The organism is Streptomyces sp. NPDC029041 (assembly GCF_040637515.1).
GTDB lineage: Bacteria > Actinomycetota > Actinomycetes > Streptomycetales > Streptomycetaceae > Streptomyces.
Window position 1 is genome coordinate 476485 of record NZ_JBEZWO010000005.1, and the last position, 24913, is coordinate 501397.

Consider the following 24913-nt stretch of genomic DNA (forward strand, 5'->3'; position numbering starts at 1 on the left):
ATGACCCAGCCGCCGCCCCCGCCGCCCCAGCAGCCCCCGCAGGGAGGCGGCTTCGGTCCGCCCCCGGAGCAGCCGCCCCAGGACCAGCCGCCGCAGACCCCGCCGCCCGCGGCCGGGCCGAACCTCGGCAAGGCCCCGGAGCCCGGGTACGGCTACCCCCAGGCGCCGCAGACCCCGCAGACGCCTCCGCCGGCCGCCCCGCAGACGCCGCCCCAGCCGCCGCAGGGTTACGGCTATCCGCAGGGTGCCCCGGCGCCCCAGCCGCCGCAGGCCCCGCCCGGCTACGGCTACCCCGGCCAGCAGCCGGGCCCGTACGGGCAGCAGCCGCAAGCGCCTTATGGGCAGCCCGGCTACGGGCAGCAGCCGCAGGCGCCTTATGGGCAGCCCGGTTACGGGCAGCAGCCGCAGGCGCCTTATGGGCAGCCCGGTTACGGGCAGCAGCCCGGGTACGGCTATCCGCAGCAGGCCATGCCGCACCAGCCGCAGGCCGGACAGCCGGGCGGCGGCAAGAAGTTCACCACGCAGATGCTGATCATCGTCGCCGCGGTCGTGGCCATCGCGCTGATCATCGGCGGCGGTGTCTGGTACTCCTCGTCCGGCAAGGACGAGGGCAGGGAGAACGACACCGCCGGTCAGAGCGGCGGCACCGGCGGCACGGACGACGGCAACGGCGGCACCGCCTCCGGCAAGGAGAAGGCACCGTCCGATCCCAGCGCCAAGGTCCTCTTCCAGGTCCCGGCGCCCGAGGTGAAGAACGACAGCACGGTCGTCGTCTCCGGCTCGTGGCTCACCGACAAGGCGTACGTCAAGAGCGGCATCGCCCGGATCGTCGGCTACGACCGCGACAAGGGCGGCGAGCTGTGGAAGATCCCGCTGGCCGGCCCGGTCTGCCAGGCCAGCCGCCACGTCACGGACGACAACCTCACGGCGGTCCTCTACCAGCCGGCGATGCCCACCAAGGCCGACCCCTCGCACGGGTGCAGCCAGATCGCCCTCATCGACCTCGACGCCGGCAAGCGGCTGTGGACCAAGACGGTCAAGACCGGTGACCAGCTGATCAACTTCGACAACATCACCCTCAGCGGGAAGACCGTCGCCGTCGGAAGCACCAGCGGCGGCGCCGCCTTCGACGTCTCCGGCAAGCTCCTGTGGAGCCCGAAGCCGGCCGACTCCTGCTACGACGCAGGGTACGGCGGCGGCGAGAAGCTGGTCGCCGTGCGCAAGTGCGGCTCCTACGGCCAGCGGCAGCTGCACATCCAGACCATCGACCCGAAGTCCGGGAAGGTGATCTCGGAGTACAAGATGGCCGAGGGCATCGAGTACGCGAGCATCGTGTCGACCGAGCCGCTGGTGGTGGCCGCCGACGTCGGCGACTCCGCGGGCGACGGCAGCGGCATCTCCGACTTCTTCTCCATCGACGCCAAGACCGGCAAGCTGCGCACCCGCATCTCCGCGCCGGGCGAGCAGTACGCCGCCCGCTGTGAGGGCATCACCCGCGTCGAGGCCTGCAACCTGCTGGCCGTCGGCAACGACCGGCTGTACCTGCCGACCGAGGAGCACGACGGCACCGGCAAGTACAGCCAGACCAACGAGATCGTCGCCTTCGACCTCGCCACCGGCAAGCAGACCGGGCAGCGGGCCGACGCGGGCGACGGCTACACGATCTCGCCGCTGCGCATGGACGGCGGCAACCTGATCGCGTACAAGCGTCCCCCGTACGACAAGGGTGGACAGGTCGTGAGCATCGCCGGAGGCAGCTTCAAGGAGACGCTGCTGCTGCGGAACCCCGCGACGGAGTCGGTCCGCGACGTGGAGACCAGCATGTCGCCGGAGTACTCCGAGGTCCTGTACTCCGAGGGGCACCTCTACATGTCCAAGGTGTACGCGAGCAAGCGGTCGACCGTGCGGGAGAAGGAGTATCTGGCGGTCGGCTTCGGTACGGGCTGATCATCTGGTGACCGACTCGGGTTCCCTTCGGCCCCGTCCCTGATCAGGGGCGGGGCCGTTCCTGTGCGGCGCGGTCAACCTGGGGCGAGAGGACTTTCGGTGATCCGGGGCGATTCTCGCCGGTAGGGGGAGCGCAACGTCGAACAAGCGTGTAGCTTCCGGGGGCATGAAGGCGGGGGAGCCGGGGGGCTTCCGTGGGGGGCTGGGGTGACTGGGGGGTTGCTCGATGGGAGTGCGGCTCATGGTGGTCGACGACCACCGATTGCTGGCCGAGGCGCTGGCTTCGGCGCTGAAGCTGCGGGGGCACCGGGTGCTGGCCGCGGCGGCGCCGGCCGCGGGCGCGGCGGAGCTGGTGATCACGCGGTCACCGGAGGTGTGCCTGCTGGGCACGGCGGCGCCGGCCGAGCCGGGGATCTTCGACCCGGTGGTGAGGATCAAGCGGGAGCGGCCGCAGGTGGCGGTGCTGGTGCTGGGGCCGGTGCCGAGTCCCCGGGGCATCGCGGCGGCGTTCGCGGCGGGGGCGTCGGGGTACGTCCGGCACGACGAGCGCATAGAGGGTGTCGAGCGGGCGATCATGAAGGCGCGGGCGGGGGAGGCGGCGGTGGCGCCGCAGCTGTTGCAGGGGGCGTTCAGTGAGTTGCTCAATCCGGCGGCCCAGCCGGACGACGAGGGGCAGCGGTTGCTCCAGATGCTCACGCCGCGTGAGGTGGAGGTGCTGGTCCGCGTCGCCGACGGGGAGGACACCCGCCTGATCGCGGCGGGCATGGGCATCGCACCGTCGACGGCGCGTACGCATGTCCAGCGGGTGCTGATGAAACTGGGGGTGGGGTCGCGCCTGGAGGCGGCGGCGCTGGCGGCGCGGACGGGGTTGCTGGACCGGGCGGGGCCGGTGCGGCGGGAGCCGTGAACCGTCTGACCGGCGGTGGGGGTGCGGGTGGCTGCGCCTGTCGCTGGGTGGTGGGTCGGGGCCGCGCCGGGGGGTGTCCGTCCTCGGAACGTCGCGATGGGCTTGCGTGCCGACTGACTGTGCGTCGACGCGACAACCGCTGCGGGCGGACACCCCCCGACACGGCCCCTTGCGTCCGACGGCGGGTGCGGGCGCGTGGGGCCTCCGCCCCAGCTGCGGGCATGCGTGCCGCTGGGGGCGGCACGGGTGGGCGCGGGCAGCACCCCGCTACGCCGGGCTGCGGACCCACCCGGCCCCAGCATCGACGCGGCCGGGTCACTCCACCCGCTCGTCGTCCTCCGGCTCAACCCCCGGAGGGGCCGGCGCCGCAGGCCGCAGCTTCAGCCATGCCAGGAAGAACAGGCCCAGCAGCAGCATCCCCAGCCCGGTCCACAGGTTGATGTTCACACCGGCGGCCTTGTCGATGTCCGCGTCGGACGCCGTGAACCCCGCGACCGTGACGATGACGCCGTAGACCACGAACAGCCCGCCGATGATCCGCCGGATGTCGAACAGCCGCGCGGCGGTCGCCGACTTGCCCTGCAGTTCGGTGACTTCCCGCTGCAGGTCCTTCTCGGAGTAGGACTCGGACATGTGCGATCACACTCCTCGGTCAAGTGTCGGTCAGAACGAGAACGGGATGTAGCAGGCCGCGGCCAGGATGACCGCGCCCCAGCCCAGCAGGGCGGGCTTGCGGTACCAGGCCTCGTCGCCGGGGGCCGGCGGCTCCGCCATGCCGGGTGAGCGTGTGCCGTAGACGAGTCCCTGCAGTTCCTCCGTGGGCTTCGGCGCGGTGAACAGCGACACCGCCACCATGACGACCGCGCCCGCGACGAAGCCCGCGATCGCCGAGACGAAGTTGGCCCCCTGGTCGGAGGGGATGTCGACGATGTCCTGCTTGTAGAGGACGAAGTAGTTGACCATCGCGGCGGTGGTGCCCGCGATCAGCCCCCAGAAGCCCGACTTCATGGACGCCCGCTTCCAGAACATGCCGATGATGAAGACGACGAACATCGGCACGTTGAAGAAGGAGAACAGCGTCTGGAGGTAGGCCATGATGTTGGAGAAGGAGCGGGCGAGGAACGCCGTGCCGATGGAGGCCAGGACGCCGATCGCGGTGATGAGGCGGCCGAAGCGCACGTAGTACGCGTCCTCGCGGCCCTTCACCACGTACTTCGCCCAGATGTCCGTGGTGAACACGGTGTTGAAGGACGACACGTTCGCCGCCATGCCCGCCATGAAGGCCGCCAGGAGACCCGTCACGGCGATGCCCAGGACGCCGTTGGGCAGCAGCTCCGACATCAGGTAGGGGATCGCGTCGTTGTACTGGAGGTCGGATCCGGACGTGCCGATCTTCGGCACCAGCACCGCGGCCACCAGGCCCGGGATCATCACCAGGAACACGATGAAGATCTTCGGGAACGCGGCGATCAGGGGGGTGCGCTGGGCCGCCGAGAGGTTCTTCGCGGACAGCGCGCGCTGCACCTCGGCGAAGTTCGTCGTCCAGTAGCCGAAGGAGAGGACGAAGCCGAGACCCAGGACGATCGTCAGCCAGTTCGCGCCGAGCGGGTTGTCGCTGCCGATGCCCGTTCCGCCCCAGGACGTCATGAAGTCGGCGCCGCGGCTCTTGGTGAGGGAGTCGGACAGGCCGTCCCAGCCGCCGACCTTCTTCAGGCCCAGCAGTGTGATCGGGATGAGTGCGGCGAGGATGACGAAGAACTGCAGCACCTCGTTGTAGATCGCCGACGACAGGCCGCCGAGCGTGATGTAGGCGAGGACGAAGAACCCGGCGACGACGATCGCCACCCACTCCGGCCAGCCCAGCAGCGCCTCGACGACGATGGCCAGGGCGTAGAGGTTGACGCCGGCGATGAGGATGGCGGCGAAGGCGAAGAGGACCGAACTGAGCAGGTGCGCCGCCCGGTCGAAGCGCATCAGCAGAAACTCCGGGACCGAGCGGACCCTGGAGCCGTAGTAGAAGGGCATCATCACCAGGCCGAGGAAGACCATGGCCGGGATGGCGCCGATCCAGTACCAGTGCGTGGTGTAGACGCCGTACTGGGCACTGTTGGCGGCCATGCCCAGGATCTCGGTGGCGCCCAGGTTGGCCGCGATGAACGCCAGACCGGTGACCCAGGCGGGCAGGGAGCGGCCGGAGAGGAAGAAGTCGAGACTGGTCTTCACCGAGCGCCGGGCGGCGAAGCCGATGCCGAGGACGACGAGGAAGTAGATGCCGAGGATGGTGTAGTCGAGCCAGTTCGTGGGGAGCCGCAGCTCGGCCGACAGATAGGTGGGGGTGTGCATGAGCCCTCGCTTCGTTGCGCGAACCGATACCTCGCGGGATCGTCTTCTCCGCCTTCAGCAATTGAACCCGTCTTCTGATGCACTTTGTTGGATTGTGATGTTGACGATTGGGGAGGGCGGTGTTTTTATATGTTGGGTTCTGTTTGAAGGACAAGGAGTCCGGCGTGAAGAAGACCTCGACCCGGCTGGCCGACGGTCGCGAGCTCATCTACTACGACCTGCGTGACGACAGCGTGCGGGACGCGACCGATCGCCGGCCGCTGGACCGCACCGTCACCACGTCCGAGATCCGCCGCGACCCCCTCCTCGGCGACTCCGTCGCCATCGCCTCGCACCGTCAGGGCCGCACCTACCACCCCCCGGCCGACGAGTGCCCCCTGTGCCCCTCGGCGGGCGACCGCCTCAGCGAGATCCCCGACTCGTCCTACGACGTCGTCGTCTTCGAGAACCGGTTCCCCTCGCTCGCTGGCGACTCGGGCCGCTGCGAGGTCGTCTGCTTCACCTCCGACCACAACGCGTCCTTCGCCGACCTCACCGAGGAGCAGGCGGGCCTGGTCCTGGAGGCCTGGACGGACCGCACCTCGGAGCTGTCCCATCTCCCGTCCGTCGAGCAGGTGTTCTGCTTCGAGAACCGGGGCGCCGAGATCGGCGTGACCCTCGGCCATCCGCACGGCCAGATCTACGCCTACCCCTTCACCACCCCCCGCACGGCGCTGACGCTCCGCTCGGTCGCCACCCACAAGGAGATGACCGGCGGGGAGAACCTCTTCGACGCCGTCCTGGAGCGTGAACGCGCCGGCGAGCGGGTCGTCCTGGAGGGTGAACACTGGCTGGCCTTCGTGCCGTACGCGGCGCACTGGCCGTACGAGGTCCACCTGTACCCCAAGCGCCGCGTGCCCGACCTGCTCGGCCTGGACGAGGACGCGCGCACAGAGTTCCCCAAGGTCTACCTGGAACTCTTGAGGCGCTTCGACCGGATCTTCGGTGAGAGCGAGCCCCCGACGCCGTACATCGCGGCCTGGCACCAGGCCCCGTTCGGCGCGCTGGAGGAGTTCGACGGGGTCGCGCGTGAGGACTTCGCGCTGCACCTCGAGCTTTTCACCATCCGCCGCACTTCCGGCAAGCTGAAGTTCCTCGCGGGTTCCGAGTCCGGCATGAACGTGTTCATCAACGACGTGCCGCCGGAGCGCGCGGCCGAGCGACTGCGAGAGGTAGCGAGTTCATGAGCGGAAAGTACCTGGTGACGGGCGGCGCGGGATACGTCGGCACCGTGGTCGCGCAGCACCTGCTGGAGGCCGGTCACGAGGTCGTCGTCCTCGACAACCTCTCCACGGGCTTCCGCGAGGGCGTCCCCGCGGGCGCGTCGTTCGTCGAGGGCGACATCCGCGATGCCGCCAAATGGCTGGACTCCTCCTTCGACGGTGTGTTGCACTTCGCCGCCTTCTCGCAGGTCGGCGAGTCGGTCGCGAAGCCGGAGAAGTACTGGGACAACAACGTCGGCGGCACCATGGCGCTGCTGGCCGCGATGCGCGAGGCGGACGTCCGCACGCTGGTCTTCTCCTCCACGGCGGCCACGTACGGCGAGCCGGAGCAGGTCCCGATCACCGAGTCGGCGCCCACGTCCCCCACGAACCCCTACGGCGCCTCGAAGCTCGCGGTCGACCACATGATCACCGGCGAGGCGGCGGCGCACGGCCTGGGCGCGGTCTCCCTGCGCTACTTCAACGTGGCGGGCGCCTACGGCGCGTACGGCGAGCGCCACGACCCCGAGTCGCACCTGATCCCGCTGATCCTCCAGGTGGCGCAGGGCAGGCGCGAGGCGATCTCGGTGTTCGGCGAGGACTACGCGACACCGGACGGCACGTGCGTGCGCGACTACATCCACGTCGCGGACCTGGCCGAGGCCCACCTGCTCGCACTGAAGGCCGCCACCCCCGGCGAACACCTGATCTGCAACCTCGGCAACGGCAACGGCTTCTCGGTCCGCGAGGTCATCGAGACCGTCCGCCGGGTCACGGGCCACCCGATCCCCGAGGTCGTGGCACCCCGACGGGGCGGCGACCCGGCGGTCCTGGTGGCCTCGGCCGCCACCGCCCGCGAGAAGCTGGGCTGGAACCCGTCCCGCGCGGACCTCGCGGGAATCGTCGCGGACGCGTGGGACTTCGCGCAGAACATCGCAAGGGAGCAGTAGTGGGCGCACAGCAGGTGCGGGACGGTTTCGAGGAGCTTTACGGAGCCGCCCCCGAGGGTGTCTGGGCGGCCCCGGGCCGCGTCAACCTCATCGGTGAGCACACCGACTACAACGACGGCTTCGTGATGCCCTTCGCGCTGCCGCACACCGCCGTGGCGGCCGTCTCACGGCGCACGGACGGCGTGCTGCGCCTGCACTCGGCCGACGTCGAGGGCGGGGTCGTCGAGCTGCGCGTCGACGAGCTGGTGCCGGAGGCGGACCGGAACTGGACGGCGTACCCGTCGGGTGTGGTGTGGGCGCTGCGCGAGGCCGGTCACCCGGTCACCGGCGCCGACGTCCACCTCACCTCGACGGTCCCCTCCGGCGCGGGCCTGTCGTCGTCGGCGGCGCTGGAAGTCGCCGTCGCCCTGGCCCTGAACGACCTGTTCTCCCTCGGTCTGCGCGGCTGGCAACTGGCCCGCCTGTGCCAGCGCGCGGAGAACGTCTACGTCGGTGCGCCCGTCGGCATCATGGACCAGACGGCGTCGGCCTGCTGCGAGGCCGGCCACGCCCTGTTCCTCGACACGCGTGACCTCTCCCAGAAGCAGATCCCCTTCGACCTGGCGGCCGAGGGCATGCGTCTGCTGGTCGTGGACACGCAGGTCAAGCATTCCCACAGCGAGGGCGAGTACGGCAAGCGCCGCGCCGGCTGTGAGAAGGGCGCGGCCCTGCTGGGCGTCGACGCGCTCCGGGACATCCCCTACGCCGGCCTGGACGCGGCCCTGGCCCGCCTGGGCGACGAGGAGGAGGTCCGCCGCCTGGTCCGCCACATCGTCACGGAGAACGCACGCGTCGAACGGGTCGTCTCCCTCCTCGAATCGGGCGAGACCCGCGCGATCGGCCCGGTCCTGATCGAGGGCCACGCCTCCCTCCGCGACGACTTCCGCATCTCCTGCCCGGAGTTGGACCTGGTCGTCGACACGGCCCTGGCCGCCGGCGCCCTGGGCGCCCGCATGACGGGCGGCGGCTTCGGCGGCTCGGCGATCGTCCTCGCGGAGGAGCAGGACGTGGACGCCATCACCAAGTCGGTGACGGAAGCCTTCGCGTCGGCCGGCTTCACGGCCCCCCGCGTCTTCGAAGCGGTCCCGTCCCCGGGCGCCCACCGCCTCCCCTGACCGACCGAACGAAAGCGGCGCCCTCGTTCCCAAACGGGGGCGCCGCCTTCTTCGAACCGTCACCTCTCCCGGGCCGCAGGCGGTCAGCAGCAAGGCCGCGGATGCGGTGAGCGCGGCTGTCACGAGCCGGGCGGGGCGGTGCACTGAGTCTCCCGTTGAGCACGTGGGGGGATGACTCAAGCGAACAACGCTATCGGCGAGGGAGGACGGGACGGCGGCGAGGGTTTCGCTCCCGCAACTCGCCCCCGCCGCCTCAGCCCAGCCGCTTCGTCAGCATGTACTCCGTGACCCCCGGCGGATAGTCCGGCACCGCGCACACCACCTCGTACCCCTGCTTCACATAGAACCGCGGTGCCTGGAAGTCCCACGTCTCCAGGCGGGCCGCGCTGCAGTCGCGGGACGTCTTCGCGATGTGTTCCGCCTGCGCCAGGAGTTGTGCGCCCAGGCCTCTGCCGCGGTGGCGTTCGTCGACCCACAGGTAGGTCACGTGCAGCCACGTCGCCCAGGTGTAGCCGACCAGTCCGCCGGCGAGATCGTCGGTGTCGTTCACAGCCCACACGTGCAACGGGACGTCCCGCTCGCCGGGTGTCCCGCGCAGGGCGCGCAGGACCGGAGAGGCGGCTGTGTTCGTGTCCCGCAGGCGTGTGCGGAGCAGATCACGTCGGGCCTTGTCGACTTCTGTCTCAAGACGGAACATGCGGCACACCATAAACGCGTCGGTCGGTCAGTTCTGCAAATAACCTTCCGCTCCGGGCCCCCGTCCGTACCCTGATGAACAGCACCGGTGGGGGCCGGTGCCGATCAGGGGGCGAGACAGCCGGGTACGACGCCCGGGGTGGGGGTGGCGGTTACTGCACGGCGGCGGCCGTGCGGCTGCGGCGACCCGGACAGGCTGCTGCGGCACCGACGGACCGTCGGACGCGGCGGACCCGGCCACCCCGGCGTCGTACCCGCGCGGTGTCAACCCCCGACGATGGGGTATCCCCTGCTCTTCGGGAGCACTGGGGAAGGGGGTTACGTGGTTCGCATCCGAGTCCTGGTCGTCGACGACCATCGCATCTTCGCCGAGTCACTCGCGGCGGCCCTGGCCGCCGAGCCGGATGTCGACGTCTCCGCGGCCGGCAGCGGCCCGGCCGCGCTGCGCAGCCTGGAGCGTGCGGTCGCCGAGGGGCGGCGGTTCGACGTGCTGCTGGTGGACGCCGACCTGGGCGGCAAGGTACCGGGCGCCCGCCCGGCCGTACCCGTGCAGGAGGGCAACGAGGACGGCCTCGTCGACGGGATCTCCCTCGTCACGGGAGTGCGCTCCGCGCAGCCCAACGTACGGATCGTCGTGCTTGCGGAGAAGGACGATCCGCAGCGGGCGGCGCTCGCCCTGCAGGCCGGCGCGTCGGGCTGGGTCGCCAAGGACTGCTCGCTGTCCCGGCTGCTCACGGTCATCCGGGGCGTGCTGCGGGAGGAGACCCATCTGCCGCCCGCCCTGCTGACCGGTGTGCTGCGGGAGCTCACCGCCGCCCGCAAGCACCGCACCGAGAGCGAGCGCCTCGTCGAGTCCCTCACACCGCGTGAGCGGGAAGTGCTGCGGTGCATGGTCGCGGGGCTGGGGCGCAAGGCCGTCGCCGAGCGCCTGTTCCTGTCACCGCACACCGTGCGGACCCACATGCAGAACGTCCTCGGCAAGCTCGGCGTGCACTCCACCCTCGCCGCCGTCGCCCTGGCGCGACGGGCCGGGGTCGGGCCCGCGGACCTAACCGGGGATGTTGTCGAACGGGGCGGTCAGCTGGCGTAGCAGCGCCGCCAGCTCGCCGCGCTGGGCCCGGGAGAGTTCCGCGAGGATCGCGCGCTCCTGGTCCAGCAAACCCGCCAGGGCCTGGTCCGCGCGGTCCCGGCCCTCGTCCGTCAGCCGGACCAGGACGCCGCGGCGGTCACTGGGATCGGGGAGCCGCTCCACCAGGCCCTTCTTCGCCAGGCGGTCGATGCGGTTCGTCATCGTGCCCGAGGTGACCAGGGTCTGCGTGAGGAGCTGTCCCGGCGAGAGCTGGTACGGGGTGCCCGCCCGGCGCAGGGCCGTCAGGACGTCGAACTCCCACGGCTCCAGGCTGTGCTCGGAGAACGCCAGCCGCCGGGCCCGGTCCAGATGCCGGGCCAGCCTGCTCACACGGCTGAGCACCTCGAGCGGTTCCACGTCGAGGTCCGGGCGCTCCCGGCGCCATGCTGAGACCAGCCGATCGACCTCGTCCTCCATGACGATCAGTGTAGTGGTTCTGTCGACGTAGAGTCTCTTGACGTCTAGTTTCTTGACATCGAGATAATATGGGGGTCACGCTGAGTGCGCGCTCCCGTACGGCCGCCATCGCGACACCAGGAGGACCCATGCCCGCAGCCTCACCCACCTGGGACCCGGCCCAGTACCTCCGTCACGCCGGCCACCGCGCCCGCCCCTTCGCCGACCTCCTCGCCCGCGTCCCCGACCCGCCCGGCGAGCCGGCCCGCATCGCCGACCTCGGCTGCGGTCCCGGCAACGTCACCACGCTGCTCGCCGCCCGCTGGCCCACCGCCCGGATCACCGGCTACGACAACTCCACCGAGATGCTCGACACGGCCCACGCCGATCACGAGGGACCCACGTCCGGAGGCGGCCGTCTCGACTTCGGGCACGCCGACGTACGGACGTGGACGCCCGGCGAGCCGCACGACCTGATCATCAGCAACGCCACGCTCCAGTGGGTGCCCGGACACGTCGAACGGTTCGCGGACTGGGTGGCCGGGCTGAAACCCGGCGGCACCCTCGCCTTCCAGGTACCGGGCAACTTCGACGCCCCCAGCCACCGGCTCATGCGCGAACTCGCCGCGTCTCCGCGCTGGCGCGGCCGGCTCGCCGACACCCTGCGCCACGCCGACGCCGTCCTCACCCCCGAGGCCTACCTCGAGCGGCTGACGTCCCTCGGCTGCGCGGCCGACGTGTGGGAGACGACGTACATCCACCTGCTCCAGGGTGAGGACCCGGTGCTCGACTGGGTGACGGGGACCGGGCTGCGGCCCGTGCTGACCGCGCTGGCCGACGAGCCCGAGGCGCGGGAGGACTTCGTCGCCGAGTACCGGGCGGCCCTGCGCGAGGCGTATCCGGCCGGCCCGCACGGCACGCCGTTCCCCTTCCGCCGGGTGTTCGCCGTCGCCCGGAAGGAGAGCCGGTGATCACCGCCCTCGATCACGTCCAGCTCGCCGCCCCGCCTGGGAGCGAGGAGCGGCTGCGGGCGTACTACGCCGGCGTCCTCGGCATGACCGAGGTGCCGAAGCCGCCGACGCTCGCCCGGCGGGGCGGGTGCTGGTTCCAGGCCGGTACCGTGCGACTGCACCTGGGGGTCGAGGAGGACTTCCGGGCGGCACGCAAGGCGCACCCGGGGCTGCGGGTGACGGACATCGACGCCTACGCCGCCCGGCTGGAATCCGGCGGGGCGCCCGTCCACTGGGACCGCGCCCTGCCCGGGCACAAACGGTTCTACCCACAGGACCCGGTCGGCAACCGCCTGGAGTTCCTCGAACCCCGCTAGGCCTTGCGGCGTCCTATCAGGTGCGGCTTGGCCTCTATCCCGTCCAGGCCGTGCCACGCCAGGTTCACCAGGTGCGCGGCCACCTCGGCCTTCTTCGGCCGGCGCACGTCCAGCCACCACTGGCCGGTCAGGGCGACCATGCCGACCAGGGCCTGGGCGTACAGCGGGGCCAGCTTCGGGTCGAAGCCGCGGCTCTTGAACTCGCGGCCCAGGATGTCCTCCACCTGCGTGGCGATGTCCGAGATCAGCGAGGCGAAGGAACCCGTCGACTGGGGGATGGGGGAGTCGCGGACCAGGATGCGGAACCCGTCCGTGTACTCCTCGATGTAGTCCAGCAGCGCGAACGCCGCCTGTTCGCACAGTTCGCGGGGGTGACCGGCGGTGAGCGAGCTGGTCACCATGTCCAGCAGGCGCCGCATCTCACGGTCCACCACGACCGCGTACAGCCCTTCCTTGCCGCCGAAGTGCTCGTACACCACCGGCTTGGACACCCCGGCCTTCGCCGCGATCTCCTCCACCGACGTGCCCTCGAAACCCTTCGCCGCGAAGAGCGTGCGACCGATCTCCAGCAGCTGCTGACGGCGCTCGGCACCGGTCATCCGGGTGCGACGCGCTCGCCGCGGCTTGTCGTTGCTGGGGGTGCTGCTCGAGTCGGTCGCCACAGCGACCATCATGCCGCCTCGACGGGCTCCTTCCCGCGCGGGGAGCCGCCTTCCCCGGTGTTACGGCGCGAATCGATACGCGAGCGTGACGGCCACCGCACGTCGTACGCCCAGCCCGCCCTCTCGAACCAGCGGATCAGGCGGGCGCTCGAATCGAGCTGGCCGCGCATCACGCCGTGCCGGGCGGACGTCGGGTCGGCGTGGTGCAGGTTGTGCCAGGACTCACCGCAGGACAGGATCGCCAGCCACCACACGTTGCCCGAGCGGTCACGCGACTTGAACGGGCGCTTGCCGACCGCGTGGCAGATCGAGTTGATCGACCAGGTCACATGGTGCAGCAGCGCCACCCGGACCAGTGAACCCCAGAAGAACGCCGTGAACGCGCCCCACCAGGACATCGTCACCAGACCGCCGATCACCGGCGGCAGCGCCAGCGACACCACCGTCCACAGGACGAACTGGCGGGAGATGGTGCGCAGCGTCTTGTCCTTGATCAGGTCCGGCGCGTACTTGTCCTGCGGCGTCTGCTCCTCGTCGAACATCCAGCCGATGTGCGCCCACCACAGGCCCTTCATCAGGGCCGGGAGCGTCTCGCCGAACCGCCACGGCGAGTGCGGGTCGCCCTCCGCGTCGGAGAACTTGTGATGCTTGCGGTGGTCGGCCACCCAGCGCACCAGCGGGCCCTCGACCGCCATGGAACCCGCGATCGCCAGCGCGATCTTGAGCGGCCGCCTGGCCTTGAAGGAACCATGGGTGAAGTGACGGTGGAAGCCGATCGTGATGCCGTGGCACCCGAGGTAGTAGAAGAAGACCAGCAGACCGAGGTCCAGCCAGCTCACCCCCCAGCCCCACGCCAGCGGCACGGCCGCCAGCAGCGCGAGGAACGGGACGGTGATGAAGAGGAGGAGGGCGATCTGCTCGATGGACCGCTTCTGCTCGCCGCCCAGCGTGGCCAAGGCGGCGTCGGAGTCCTGACCGGGCGCCTTGGGAGCGTCCTCGATCACGTCGGAACTACTGGTCATACGCGTCCCCTGGGGGGTATGTGGAGGAAGGAAGGAGTGGCCGGGGCACGTGAACCGTGACGTGCTTCCCTACGGTTCCGTAACCTACGGCATCGTAAGTATGGCAGTGCGTTGCCGGGCGGCAAGAGCCCGCGAGCCTGCGCGTCCCGGCCGACACCTATCCTGGAGTCGGTCGGACAGCGCGGTCCGCTCTGATTTCTTCCCGGATGTCCGATCCGTAAGCGGCTGCCCCGCCGCGCGAGACGCCGTCCGGGTTCCCCTCCCAGACGAGCTTCAACACTGCAAGGAGCCGCACCTGTGAGCAGTGCCGACGACCAGACCACGACGACGAGCAGCGAGCTGCGAGCCGACATCCGCCGGCTGGGCGACCTCCTCGGCGAGACGCTCGTCCGCCAAGAGGGCCCCGAGCTGCTGGAACTCGTCGAAAAGGTCCGCCGCCTCACCCGCGAGGACGGCGAGGCCGCCGCCGAGCTGCTGCGCGGCACCGAACTCGACACCGCGGCCAAGCTGGTCCGCGCCTTCTCCACCTACTTCCACCTGGCCAACGTCACCGAGCAGGTCCACCGCGGCCGCGAGCTGCGCGCCCGCCGCGCCGCCGAAGGCGGACTCCTCGCCCGTACGGCCGACCGGCTCAAGGACGCCGACCCCGAGCACCTGCGCGAGACGGTCCGCAACCTCAACGTCCGGCCCGTCTTCACGGCCCACCCCACCGAGGCCGCACGCCGCTCCGTGCTGAACAAGCTCCGCCGCATCGCCGCGCTCCTGGAAACCCCGGTCATCGAGTCCGACCGGCGCCGCCTGGACACCCGACTGGCCGAGAACATCGACCTCGTCTGGCAGACCGACGAACTGCGCGTCGTGCGCCCCGAGCCCGCCGACGAGGCCCGCAACGCCATCTACTACCTGGACGAGCTGCACGCGAACGCCGTCGGTGACGTCCTGGAAGACCTCACCGCCGAACTCGAGCGCGCCGGCGTCAAGCTCCCCGACGACACCCGCCCCCTCACCTTCGGCACCTGGATCGGCGGCGACCGCGACGGCAACCCCAACGTCACCCCCCAGGTGACCTGGGACGTCCTGATCCTCCAGCACGAACACGGCATCAACGACGCCCTCGACACCATCGACGAACTCCGCGGCTTCCTGTCCAACTCCATCCGCTACGCCGGCGCCACCGAGGAACTCCTGACCTCCCTCCAGACCGACCTGGAGAACCTCCCCGAGATCAGCCCCCGCTACAAGCGCCTCAACGCCGAAGAGCCCTACCGGCTCAAGGCCACCTGCATCCGGCAGAAGCTGGAGAACACCAAGAAGCGCCTCGCCGAGGGCACCTCCCACGTCGCCGGCCGCGACTACCTCGGCACCGGCGAACTCCTCGCCGACCTGCGCATCATCCAGGCCTCCCTGCGCGAACACCGCGGCGGCCTCTTCGCCGACGGCCGCCTCGCCCGCACCATCCGCACCCTGGCCGCCTTCGGCCTCCAGCTCGCCACCATGGACGTCCGCGAACACGCCGACGCCCACCACCACGCCCTCGGTCAGCTCTTCGACCGGCTCGGCGAGGAATCCTGGCGCTACGCCGACATGCCCCGCGACTACCGCGCCAAGCTCCTCGCCAAGGAGCTCAGGTCCCGGCGGCCGCTCGCCCCCACCCCGGCACCCGTCGACGCCCCCGGCGAGAAGACCCTCGGCGTCTTCGGCACCGTCAAGCGCGCCCTCGAAGTCTTCGGACCCGAGGTCATCGAGTCCTACATCATCTCCATGTGCCAGGGCGCCGACGACGTCTTCGCCGCCGCCGTCCTCGCCCGCGAAGCCGGACTCATCGACCTGCACGCCGGCTGGGCCAAGATCGGCATCGTCCCGCTCCTGGAGACCACCGACGAGCTCAAGGCCGCCGACACCATCCTCGAGGACATGCTCTCCGACCCGTCCTACCGGCGCCTCGTCGCGCTCCGGGGCGACGTCCAGGAGGTCATGCTCGGCTACTCCGACTCCTCCAAGTTCGGCGGCATCACCACCAGCCAGTGGGAGATCCACCGCGCCCAGCGCCGCCTGCGCGACGTCGCCCACCGCTACGGCGTACGCCTGCGCCTCTTCCACGGCCGCGGCGGCACCGTCGGCCGCGGCGGCGGCCCCACCCACGACGCCATCCTCGCCCAGCCCTGGGGCACCCTCGAAGGCGAGATCAAGGTCACCGAACAGGGCGAGGTCATCTCCGACAAGTACCTCATCCCGTCCCTGGCCCGCGAGAACCTCGAACTCACCGTCGCGGCCACCCTCCAGGCGTCCGCCCTGCACACCGCGCCCCGCCAGTCCACCGAGGCCCTCGCCCGCTGGGACGCCGCGATGGACGTCGTCTCCGACGCCGCCCACGCCGCCTACCGCCGCCTCGTCGAGGACCCCGACCTGCCGACGTACTTCCTCGCGTCGACGCCGGTGGACCAGCTCGCCGACCTGCACCTGGGCTCCCGGCCCTCCCGCCGCCCCGGCTCCGGCGTCTCCCTCGACGGCCTGCGCGCCATCCCCTGGGTGTTCGGCTGGACCCAGTCCCGGCAGATCGTCCCCGGCTGGTTCGGCGTCGGCTCCGGCCTCAAGGCCCTGCGCGAAGCCGGCCTCGACACCGTCCTCGACGAGATGCACCAGCAGTGGCACTTCTTCCGCAACTTCATCTCCAACGTCGAGATGACCCTCGCCAAGACCGACCTGCGGATCGCCCAGCACTACGTCGACACCCTCGTCCCCGACGAGCTCAAGCACGTCTTCGACACCATCAAGGCCGAACACGAACTCACCGTCCGTGAAGTCCTGCGCGTCACCGGCGAAGACGAACTGCTCGACGCCGCACCCGTCCTGAAGCAGACCTTCGCCATCCGCGACGCCTACCTCGACCCCATCTCCTACCTCCAGGTCGCCCTGCTCAAGCGGCAGCGCGAGGCCGCCGAAGCCTCCGAGCAGCCCGACCCGCTCCTCGCCCGCGCCCTCCTCCTCACCGTCAACGGCGTGGCGGCCGGCCTGCGCAACACCGGCTGAACCCCCCCGGACACGACTGTGCCCCCGAGCCCGTACGGGCTCGGGGGGCACAGTGCCTTCCAGATCAGCCGCGGCCGGCCTTCCGGCGCCGCAGCACCAGGAACCCGCCACCCGCCACCAGCGCCGCCGCCACACCGGACAGCACACCCACCGGCGCCCCGTTGCCCGTCTCGGCGAGATCACCCTCGCCACCACCCTGCGGCGACGGCGACGGCGACGACGACGGCGACGGAGACGCCGGCACACCCCCACCGGCCGACGCGCTCGGCGACGCCGACGCACCCGGATCACCCGACGGCGTCCCGGACGGCCCCGACGACGGCGACGCCGACGCCGAACCCGACGGCGTCGAACCACCCGGCTCCTGCTCGTCCTCGCAGTCCGACCAGAACACCTTGTGCTTGGCGGACCCCTTCTCACCCTCGAACTTCCAGAACAACTTGTAATGCCCGTCGGCCAGCGACAGATCCTCCGTCCGGCCGTGACCCTCGGCGTCCAGCGACAGCACACCGGACTCCACCGTCTCCCCCTTGTTCTCACTCGGAGGGATCGCGTCGATGTGCCAGTCCACCTTCTGACCACCGTCGAAACCGAAGGCGTCCAGATAGAAGGCGCACACATGAGGCTCGTTACGGGTCAGCTCCTCACCCGTGGCGGCGTCATGGATCTTCACCGTGCCGTTGTCGCCGGGCGCAGTGGCATGGGCGGCCGGAGCGAGCAGAAGAGCCGCGGAAGCGGCAGCGCAGACAGCGCCGACGCGGGAGAGAGTACGCATACGGGTAGTCCATCTTCGAGAAGTGACCGGGAAGATGTGGAGGGGGCGGCTCAGCTTCCAGCCTCGCCCGGCAGCACGTCAATCACGAACGCACAACACTCGCCCCACCAGGAAGAAAAGCCCCTCCACACAGAGGAGAACGACCCAACCCCTCAGACGGCTACGAACACCGCCGTCAACAACGCCACCCCCGACAACCCCATCACCCACGCCAACCGCGTCCGCAGCAGACCACCCGCCACCACGACCGACGCCAGCAACAACGCACCCCCGAGCGGAACCCACGCGTACAGCACCCCCGCCGGACCCGAACGCACCGCGTCATCACCACCGGGCTTCACGACCACCGTGTATGTCCGGCCCCGCTCCACCGCGACCGACTTCTCCAGCACCACCCGCGCCCGCGGCTGCGCACCCGCCGACAACGGCGTGAACCGGCCCCAGCACGAGTCCGGCCCGCACCGCACCACCTCGACCGTGCCCTGCTCCCGGCCCTTCGTCAGCATCACGTGCTGCGCCGTACCCCACGACGCCCACACCCCCGCGATCAGGATCAGCACCGCGACCGCGCCCATCGCCGCGAACCGCCCGAACCGCAGCACGACGGCCGAAGCCCGGGACGACGAGGGGGCAGAGGCAGACATGGCCGGGATCATTGGCCATGCCTGAACGGCCCGTCAACCTCGGTGGGGGACAAGTCAGGAGTTGTACGAGCTTTGCGCCCGCTCCAACCCCTCGATCACCAGACACTCCACCGCATCCGCCGCCCGGTCCACGAAGTAGTCCAGCTTCTTGCGCTCCGCCGACGAGAAATCCTTCAGCACGAAGTCCGCCACCGGCATCCGCCCCGGCGGCCGCCCGATCCCGAACCGCACCCGGTGATACTCCGCACCGAACGCCTTCGTCATCGACTTCAGCCCGTTGTGCCCGTTGTCCCCGCCGCCCAGCTTCAGCCGCAGCACCCCGTAGTCGATGTCCAGCTCGTCATGCACCGCCACCACATGATCCACCGGCACCTTGTAGAAGTCCCGCAGCGCGTTCACCGGCCCACCCGACAGGTTCATGTACGACATCGGCTTCGCCAGAACCACCCGCCGGTTCAACGGCCCCGGCGGCCCGATCCGGCCCTCCACGACCTGAGCCTGCGCCCGCCCGGCCCGCTTGAACCTCCCCCCGACCCGGTCCGCCAGCAGATCGGCCACCATGAAACCCACGTTGTGCCGGTTCCCCGCATACTCCGGCCCCGGATTGCCCAGCCCCACGATCAGCCACGGAGCGGCCGCATCGGTCGTCACGTCCATGTCTCCTTCCGTACATACGCGTCGGCCGCTGCCCCGCACGGGAACAGCGGCCGACGAAACCGACGACGCAGAGGATCAGGCCTCGGCGGCCTCTTCCTCAGCGGCCTCCTCGCCCTCCGGGGCCTCCTCGGCCTGCGCGGCCAGCACCTGCAGGACGACAGCGTCCTCCTCGACGTTCAGCTTCGTGCCCTTCGGCAGCGTGATGTCCTTGGCCAGGATCGAGTCACCCGCGGCCAGACCCTCGACGGAGACCGTCACCGACTCCGGGATGTGGGTCGCCTCGGCCTCGACCGGCAGCGCGTTCAGCACGTGCTCCAGCAGGAAGCCACCCGGGGCCAGCTCGCCCTCGGTGTGCACCGGGATCTCGACGGTGACCTGCTCGCCACGCTTCACCAGCAGCAGGTCCACGTGCTCCAGGAAGCCCTTCAGCGGGTCACGCTGCACCGACTTCGGGATCGCCAGCTCGTTCGACTTACCGTCGATGTCCAGCGCGATCAGCACGTTCGGCGTACGCAGCGCCATCAGCAGGTCGTGACCCGGCAGCGTCAGGTGGATCGGGTCCGAACCGTGCCCGTACAGGACACCCGGAACCTTGTCTTCACGACGGATACGGCGCGCGGCACCCTTGCCGAACTCGGTGCGCGTCGCGGCGGAGATCTTCACCTCGGACATAGTCACTCCTCGAAATCAGAACGGACGTGGTCACCCGGCCACGAACGGCCTGCTACGAAGAGCGCGTCGATAACGGATCACCGCTCCCGAAACGGAAACGGCCTCCCTCGCCGAGCAACTGCAGCAGTCTACTCGGAAGGGGAGGCCGCACCCAAAAGGATCTACGCCGGCACCACCCGGCGCCTACCGCTCGACGCCTACTGCTCGTCGAACAGGCTCGTCACCGAACCGTCCTCGAACACCTCACGCACCGCGCTCGCGATCGTCGGCGCGATCGACAGCACCGAGATCTTCTCCAGATCCCGGCTCAGCTCACCCGGCGTCGGCAGCGTGTCCGTGAACACGAACTCACTCACCCGCGAGTTCTTCAGCCGGTCCGCAGCCGGACCCGACAGCACCCCGTGCGTCGCCGTCACGATCACGTCCTCCGCACCGTGCGCGAACAGCGCGTCCGCCGCGGCACAGATCGTCCCACCGGTGTCGATCATGTCGTCCACCAGCACACACACGCGACCCTTCACCTCACCCACGACCTCGTGGACGGTGACCTGGTTCGCGACGTCCTTGTCACGCCGCTTGTGCACGATCGCCAGCGGCGCACCCAGCCGGTCACACCAGCGGTCCGCCACCCGCACCCGGCCCGCGTCCGGCGACACGACCGTCAGCTTCTCCCGGTCCACCTTCCGGCCCACGTAGTCCGCCAGCAGCGGCAACGCGAACAGGTGGTCCACCGGACCGTCGAAGAAGCCCTGGATCTGGTCCGTGTGCAGATCCACCGTCAGGATCCGGTCCGCACCCGCCGTCTTCATCATGTCCGCGATCAGACGCGCCGAAATCGGTTCACGCCCACGGTGCTTCTTGTCCTGCCGCGCGTAACCGTAGAACGGCACGATGACCGTGATGGAGCGGGCCGACGCCCGCTTCAACGCGTCGATCATGATCAACTGCTCCATGATCCACTTGTTGATCGGAGCCGTGTGGCTCTGGATCAGGAAACAGTCCGCACCACGCGCCGACTCCTGATAACGCACATAGATCTCACCGTTGGCGAAGTCGAAGGCCTTCGTCGGGACGACCCCGACACCCAGCTGTTGGGCGACCTCCTCCGCAAGCTCGGGGTGGGCGCGGCCGGAGAAGAACATCAACTTCTTCTCGCCGGTCGTCTTGATCCCGGTCACAGCACTGTCTCCTCAGAGGTGTCGCAGCTAGGTGTCGAGAAACCTCGCAGCCGGCTTGCCGGAGGCCGTCTCAGCTGGTGGGGGTGCGGGTGTGCACTTATCACCGTACGCCGTGTTTGAGGCATCGGTTTCCGGTCAGCCCTCGCCGGCCGACTCCCGGGAAGCCGCCTCAGCCGCCTTCGCAGCCGCGCTCCCCGGACGCTTCCGAGCCACCCAACCCTCGATATTCCGCTGCTGACCACGGGCCACGGCCAGCGAACCCGCCGGCACATCCTTCGTGATCACGGACCCCGCAGCGGTGTACGCACCGTCCCCCACCGTGACAGGCGCCACAAACATGTTGTCCGAGCCCGTCCGGCAATGCGAACCGATGGTCGTGTGGTGCTTCTCCTGCCCGTCGTAATTCACGAACACGCTCGCGGCACCGATGTTCGTCTGCTCACCGATCGTCGCGTCCCCCACGTACGACAGGTGCGGCACCTTCGTCCCGTCCCCGATCGACGCGTTCTTCGTCTCCACGTACGTCCCGATCTTGCCCTTGGCACCGAGCCGCGTCCCCGGACGCAGATACGCGAACGGCCCCACCGTCGCGTCCGCGCCGACCTCGGCACCCGACGCCACGGTGTTGTCCACCCGCGCACCCGCACCCACACGAGTGTCGGTCAGCCGGCAGTTCGGCCCGACCTCCGCGCCCTCCGCCAGATGCGTCGCGCCCTGCAACTGCGTCCCCGGGTGCACGACGGCGTCCTGCTCGAACGTGACCGTCACGTCGATGAACGTCGTCGCCGGATCGATCACCGTCACACCGGCGAGCATCGCCTCCGTCAGCAACCGGTCGTTCAGGATCCGCCGCGCCTCCGACAACTGCACACGGTTGTTGATCCCGGCGATCTCCCGGTGGTCACCCGCCACCGACGCCCCCACCCGGTGCCCGGCCTCACGCAGGATCCCGAGCACGTCGGTCAGGTACTCCTCGCCCTGACTGTTGTCCGTCCGCACCTTCTTCAGCGCGTCCGCCAGCAACGGCCCGTCGAACGCGAACACACCCGAGTTGATCTCCCGGATCGACCGCTGCGCGTCGGAGGCGTCCTTGTGCTCCACGATCGCCGTGACGGCACCCGTGGCCTCGTCCCGGACGATCCGCCCGTACCCCGTCGCGTCCGGCACCTCGGCGGTCAGCACGGTGACCGCGTTGCCGTCCGCGGAGTGCGTCTCGGCGAGGGCCCGCAGGGTGGCCCCGGTCAGCAGGGGAGTGTCCCCGCACACGACGACGACCGTCCCGTCGACCGACCCTCCCAGCTCCTCCAGACCCATCCGCACGGCGTGCCCGGTGCCGTTCTGCTCCGCCTGCACGGCGGTGCGCACGTCGGGGGCGATACGACCGAGATGGGCGGTGACCTTCTCCCGGGCATGGCCGACCACGACGACCAGATGCTCGGGCTGCAGCTCGCCGGCTGAGGCGAGCACATGACCCACGAGACTGCGACCGCAGAGCTCGTGCAGGACCTTGGGTGTGGCCGACTTCATACGGGTGCCCTCACCCGCTGCGAGAACGACGACGGCTGCCGGGCGGTTGGCGCTCACGGGATGCCCTTCGGCTGTGGATGGGGTGGGGTGACATCCGCAGGATACCGGGGGGTTTTGTGGGGGGCATGGGTGCGGGTCCCGACCGGGGGTTTGCCGGTCAGGACCCGAACTGAGGTTGTGTCTTCTGTGGGCTCCCGGAGAAGGATTCGAACCCTCATTCAACGGACCAAAACCGTTTGTCCTGCCCTTAGACGATCCGGGATGAAGTGCGCCCTATGTCCGATTCAGGTGATCGGTTTGTGCGCGGACTCCACTATGCCGTACCAGGAGCCCTCGATGCGACGGTACAGATCGGCACCCCTCAGGACTTTGATGACCAGACAACCCCGGTAGGTCTCGCCGACGTTCTTGCGGACCGTCTTCGGGTTGTGCCTCTTCAGGGTCGTCTTGTTGAACGCGGAGCGCTCGGCGCCCACGAGGTCGGCCCAGTACTTCTCGGCGCCCGCCACGTCGGCCGACTCATGGATCATCACGGTGAACCTGAGGCGCTCGCGTTCCACTCCGAAGAGGTCGAGCCACGCCAGGAAGACATTGATCATGCCGGGGTCACTGTTGACGAAGCAGACGTTCTCGCGGCGCGCGTAGGGCTTGTCCTTGCCTCCCTCCGCCCAGTAGAGCCCGACACCCACGAGGAACAACTCGCGTGGCGACAGCGCGCCGACCGCCTGTTTGGCTGCCTCCTTGGTGCGCTGCCTTTCCTCGTCCCTCATGCGCAGGGTGGCTTCCCAGCCCCGCTTCGCGATCGCTGACGCCTCCTCGGGGGTCCGCTTGCGCTCCGGCTTCGGAAGGTCGCGTACCCACAGGGAGATCGAACTCCTGGAGCACCCCAGCTCCACCTCGATCTGGTCGTACGTCCAGCCCTGGAGGCGGAGCTCCCTGGCCTTGGCCTTCAGGTCGTCCTTTGCCCGGGGGCGCCTCGTCCAGGACGGGGGCGGTTCGCCCTTCACCAGTTGGTTGAGGATGTCGTTGTTGTAGATCTTCAGCTCGTCCCGGATCTGGCGGAGGCTGAGGCCTTGGCGGCGGAGTGCCACCGCCTTCTCCCGCAGTCCCTCGAAGTCGGCGTATTTGCCTGCTGCATGTGCCATACGCATACCGTCCGGGCGGAATGATCGACTCCGGGGTCGAACGGTGTGCGATTCAGCAGTTCGAGGGGTATCGGGTGGTTTCGCGGCCGAACGGTCACGGAGTGTGGTGTGGGTCAGTGCGGTAAATGGGACGGAAAAGCGGCGGGGGCCGCCCGTAGGCTGGGAGGCATGACCGCGACGGGGGAAGACCATGTGACGGCCCGGGGAGGGCCGTGGTGGTGGGCCAGGCGGCGTAGTGCCGTGCTCGATGTGAGCCTGGCCGTGGCGTCCGCGCTGGAGTGCGCGCTGGAGGGGATCCCGTTCGCCGGGGACGCGGGGGTCCCGGTGGCGGTGGGGGTCGTCTTCGGGGTGCTGGCCGGTTCCGTGCTGCTCGTGCGGCGGCGGTGGCCGATCGCCGTGGTGCTGGTGTCGATCGCCATCACGCCGGCCGAGATGGGCTTCCTGATGGGCGTCGTCGGCCTGTACACGCTGGCCGCGGCCGAGCTGCCCCGGCGGATCATCGGCTCGCTGGCGGGGATGTCGCTGGTGGGGACGCTGATCGTGACGTTCGTGAAGACGCAGCAGGACATGTCGCGCGGGGACCTGGAGATAGGGGACTGGTTCGTTCCCTTCGCTGCGATCACGATGTCGCTGGGCTTCACGGCGCCTCCCGTGCTGCTGGGTCTGTACGTGGGGGCGCGGCGGCGGCTGATGGAGAGCCTGCGGGAGCGGGCGGACAGTCTGGAGCGGGAGCTTCAGTTGCTGGCGGAGCGGGCGGAGGAGCGGGCCGAGTGGGCCCGGAACGAGGAGCGGACGCGGATCGCGCGGGAGATGCACGACGTGGTCGCGCATCGGGTGAGCCTGATGGTGGTGCATGCGGCGGCGTTGCAGGCGGTGGCGCGGAAGGATCCGGAGAAGGCCGTCAAGAACGCCGCGTTGGTGGGGGACATGGGGCGGCAGGCGCTGACGGAGCTGCGGGAGATGCTCGGGGTGCTGCGCAGTGGTGGGGACGGGCTGCGTGAGCCTGCGGCTTCGGCGTCGGCTTCGGCGTCGAAGCCGGCGTCGGTGCCGTTGGCTGCTGTGGGGGTGGCTGCGGCCGCGGCGGCTTCGCGGGTGGCGGACGACGAGGGTCCGAGTCTGGCGGAGATCGAGGAGCTGGTGGGGCAGTCGGCTGCGGCGGGGATGGTGGTGGCGTTGTCGGTGGAGGGGGTTGTGCGGTCGTATGCGCCGCTGGTGGAGCAGACGGCGTATCGGGTGGTGCAGGAGGCGTTGACGAACGTCCACAAGCACGCGGCCGGGGCGAAGACGTATGTGCGGTTGGCGCATCGGGTGTCGGAGATCGCGATGCAGGTGGAGAACGAGCCCGCTGAGGAGGCGGCGTCGTCGGCGCGGTTGCCGTCCGGGGGGAACGGGCTGGTGGGGATGCGGGAGCGGGTGTCGGCGCTGGGTGGGGTGTTCGTGTCGGGGCCGACGGATGCGGGGGGTTTTCGGGTGTCGGCGGTGATTCCGGCGTCGTAGCCGGTTCCGGTCGG

General features: G+C 69.9%; 23 protein-coding genes and 1 tRNA gene. 10 read left to right on the forward strand and 14 right to left on the reverse strand.

Features of this window, described 5'->3' with window-relative positions; translation table 11 throughout:
• Both AB0F04_RS15545 and AB0F04_RS15550 read left to right on the forward strand, forming a co-directional pair.
• Window positions 1-1947: a PQQ-binding-like beta-propeller repeat protein gene (locus AB0F04_RS15545; protein WP_362041664.1), complete on the forward strand. Its 1947-nt coding sequence runs from the start codon at window positions 1-3 to the stop codon at window positions 1945-1947.
• Between the two features lie 226 nt (window positions 1948-2173).
• Window positions 2174-2854 (forward strand): response regulator transcription factor, encoded by a 681-nt coding sequence (locus AB0F04_RS15550; RefSeq protein WP_362041667.1) that lies wholly within the window; start codon window positions 2174-2176, stop codon window positions 2852-2854.
• Window positions 2855-3169: 315 nt separating this feature from the next.
• On the opposite strand, the gene AB0F04_RS15555 is transcribed toward AB0F04_RS15550, so the two are convergent.
• Window positions 3170-3487: a hypothetical protein gene (locus tag AB0F04_RS15555; protein ID WP_362041669.1), complete on the reverse strand. Its 318-nt coding sequence runs from the start codon at window positions 3485-3487 to the stop codon at window positions 3170-3172.
• Between the two features lie 30 nt (window positions 3488-3517).
• A complete protein-coding gene (locus AB0F04_RS15560; RefSeq protein WP_362041671.1) occupies window positions 3518-5197 on the reverse strand; it encodes a sodium:solute symporter family protein in 1680 nt (559 codons plus the stop codon).
• Between the two features lie 164 nt (window positions 5198-5361).
• Here AB0F04_RS15560 and galT point away from each other — a divergent pair, with 164 nt between their 5' ends.
• The 3 genes from galT to galK are packed head-to-tail and all read left to right on the forward strand — an operon-like array spanning window position 5362 to window position 8542.
• Window positions 5362-6423 carry a galactose-1-phosphate uridylyltransferase gene (gene galT, locus AB0F04_RS15565; protein WP_362041674.1) on the forward strand — a complete coding sequence of 354 codons (1062 nt, stop codon included), beginning with the start codon at window positions 5362-5364 and terminating at the stop codon, window positions 6421-6423.
• Window positions 6420-7388, forward strand: coding sequence for a UDP-glucose 4-epimerase GalE (gene galE, locus AB0F04_RS15570; protein ID WP_362041677.1), 969 nt, complete (start codon window positions 6420-6422; stop codon window positions 7386-7388). The genes galT and galE overlap by 4 nt, the downstream gene beginning before the upstream one ends.
• Window positions 7388-8542, forward strand: coding sequence for a galactokinase (galK, locus tag AB0F04_RS15575; protein ID WP_362041679.1), 1155 nt, complete (start codon window positions 7388-7390; stop codon window positions 8540-8542). Before galE ends, galK begins: the two co-directional genes overlap by 1 nt.
• 253 nt (window positions 8543-8795) lie before the next feature.
• Here galK and AB0F04_RS15580 read toward each other — a convergent pair whose 3' ends face one another.
• Window positions 8796-9251: a GNAT family N-acetyltransferase gene (locus tag AB0F04_RS15580; RefSeq protein ID WP_362041682.1), complete on the reverse strand. Its 456-nt coding sequence runs from the start codon at window positions 9249-9251 to the stop codon at window positions 8796-8798.
• A 309-nt stretch (window positions 9252-9560) separates the two neighbouring features.
• Here AB0F04_RS15580 and AB0F04_RS15585 point away from each other — a divergent pair, with 309 nt between their 5' ends.
• On the forward strand, window positions 9561-10328 hold the full coding sequence (locus tag AB0F04_RS15585; RefSeq protein ID WP_362041684.1) for a response regulator transcription factor: 768 nt from the start codon (window positions 9561-9563) through the stop codon (window positions 10326-10328).
• On the opposite strand, the gene tamR is transcribed toward AB0F04_RS15585, so the two are convergent.
• Window positions 10287-10784 (reverse strand): MarR family transcriptional regulator TamR, encoded by a 498-nt coding sequence (gene tamR, locus AB0F04_RS15590; protein WP_362041687.1) that lies wholly within the window; start codon window positions 10782-10784, stop codon window positions 10287-10289. The two genes, AB0F04_RS15585 and tamR, sit on opposite strands and share 42 nt — an antisense overlap.
• Before the next feature lie 128 nt (window positions 10785-10912).
• On the opposite strand from tamR, the gene AB0F04_RS15595 reads away from it, so the two are divergent.
• Entirely contained in the window at window positions 10913-11734 is an 822-nt protein-coding gene (locus tag AB0F04_RS15595; RefSeq protein ID WP_362041690.1) for a trans-aconitate 2-methyltransferase, read from the forward strand.
• Complete coding sequence (locus AB0F04_RS15600; RefSeq protein WP_362041692.1) at window positions 11731-12090, forward strand: VOC family protein; 360 nt, start codon at window positions 11731-11733, stop codon at window positions 12088-12090. Before AB0F04_RS15595 ends, AB0F04_RS15600 begins: the two co-directional genes overlap by 4 nt.
• Here AB0F04_RS15600 and AB0F04_RS15605 read toward each other — a convergent pair.
• Together AB0F04_RS15605 and AB0F04_RS15610 are read right to left on the reverse strand one after the other, a co-directional pair.
• Entirely contained in the window at window positions 12087-12764 is a 678-nt protein-coding gene (locus AB0F04_RS15605; RefSeq protein ID WP_053675827.1) for a TetR/AcrR family transcriptional regulator, read from the reverse strand. The genes AB0F04_RS15600 and AB0F04_RS15605 overlap by 4 nt on opposite strands.
• A complete protein-coding gene (locus AB0F04_RS15610) occupies window positions 12761-13774 on the reverse strand; it encodes an acyl-CoA desaturase (RefSeq protein WP_362041694.1) in 1014 nt (337 codons plus the stop codon). The genes AB0F04_RS15605 and AB0F04_RS15610 overlap by 4 nt, the downstream gene beginning before the upstream one ends.
• A 297-nt stretch (window positions 13775-14071) precedes the next feature.
• On the opposite strand from AB0F04_RS15610, the gene ppc reads away from it, so the two are divergent.
• Window positions 14072-16804: a phosphoenolpyruvate carboxylase gene (gene ppc, locus AB0F04_RS15615; protein WP_362041697.1), complete on the forward strand. Its 2733-nt coding sequence runs from the start codon at window positions 14072-14074 to the stop codon at window positions 16802-16804.
• Between the two features lie 64 nt (window positions 16805-16868).
• Here ppc and AB0F04_RS15620 read toward each other — a convergent pair whose 3' ends face one another.
• The 8 genes from AB0F04_RS15620 to AB0F04_RS15655 form a co-directional block, all read right to left on the reverse strand.
• Window positions 16869-17579 (reverse strand): LPXTG cell wall anchor domain-containing protein, encoded by a 711-nt coding sequence (locus AB0F04_RS15620; RefSeq protein WP_362041700.1) that lies wholly within the window; start codon window positions 17577-17579, stop codon window positions 16869-16871.
• A 152-nt stretch (window positions 17580-17731) separates the two neighbouring features.
• Window positions 17732-18235: a hypothetical protein gene (locus AB0F04_RS15625; RefSeq protein ID WP_362041703.1), complete on the reverse strand. Its 504-nt coding sequence runs from the start codon at window positions 18233-18235 to the stop codon at window positions 17732-17734.
• A 42-nt stretch (window positions 18236-18277) separates the two neighbouring features.
• Window positions 18278-18880: an aminoacyl-tRNA hydrolase gene (gene pth, locus AB0F04_RS15630; RefSeq protein ID WP_362041706.1), complete on the reverse strand. Its 603-nt coding sequence runs from the start codon at window positions 18878-18880 to the stop codon at window positions 18278-18280.
• Window positions 18881-18955: 75 nt separating this feature from the next.
• Window positions 18956-19552, reverse strand: coding sequence for a 50S ribosomal protein L25/general stress protein Ctc (locus AB0F04_RS15635; RefSeq protein ID WP_362041709.1), 597 nt, complete (start codon window positions 19550-19552; stop codon window positions 18956-18958).
• A gap of 197 nt (window positions 19553-19749) precedes the next feature.
• Window positions 19750-20730: a ribose-phosphate diphosphokinase gene (locus AB0F04_RS15640; RefSeq protein WP_033312075.1), complete on the reverse strand. Its 981-nt coding sequence runs from the start codon at window positions 20728-20730 to the stop codon at window positions 19750-19752.
• Between the two features lie 135 nt (window positions 20731-20865).
• Window positions 20866-22314, reverse strand: coding sequence for a bifunctional UDP-N-acetylglucosamine diphosphorylase/glucosamine-1-phosphate N-acetyltransferase GlmU (gene glmU / locus AB0F04_RS15645; protein ID WP_362041712.1), 1449 nt, complete (start codon window positions 22312-22314; stop codon window positions 20866-20868).
• A gap of 134 nt (window positions 22315-22448) precedes the next feature.
• A tRNA-Gln gene (locus AB0F04_RS15650) sits at window positions 22449-22519 on the reverse strand.
• A gap of 22 nt (window positions 22520-22541) precedes the next feature.
• On the reverse strand, window positions 22542-23402 hold the full coding sequence (locus AB0F04_RS15655) for a hypothetical protein (protein ID WP_362041714.1): 861 nt from the start codon (window positions 23400-23402) through the stop codon (window positions 22542-22544).
• Between the two features lie 168 nt (window positions 23403-23570).
• Here AB0F04_RS15655 and AB0F04_RS15660 point away from each other — a divergent pair, with 168 nt between their 5' ends.
• The gene (locus tag AB0F04_RS15660; RefSeq protein WP_362041716.1) at window positions 23571-24899 is read left to right on the forward strand and encodes a histidine kinase; all 1329 of its coding nucleotides are present in this window, start codon (window positions 23571-23573) and stop codon (window positions 24897-24899) included.
• Window positions 24900-24913: the final 14 nt, after the last annotated feature.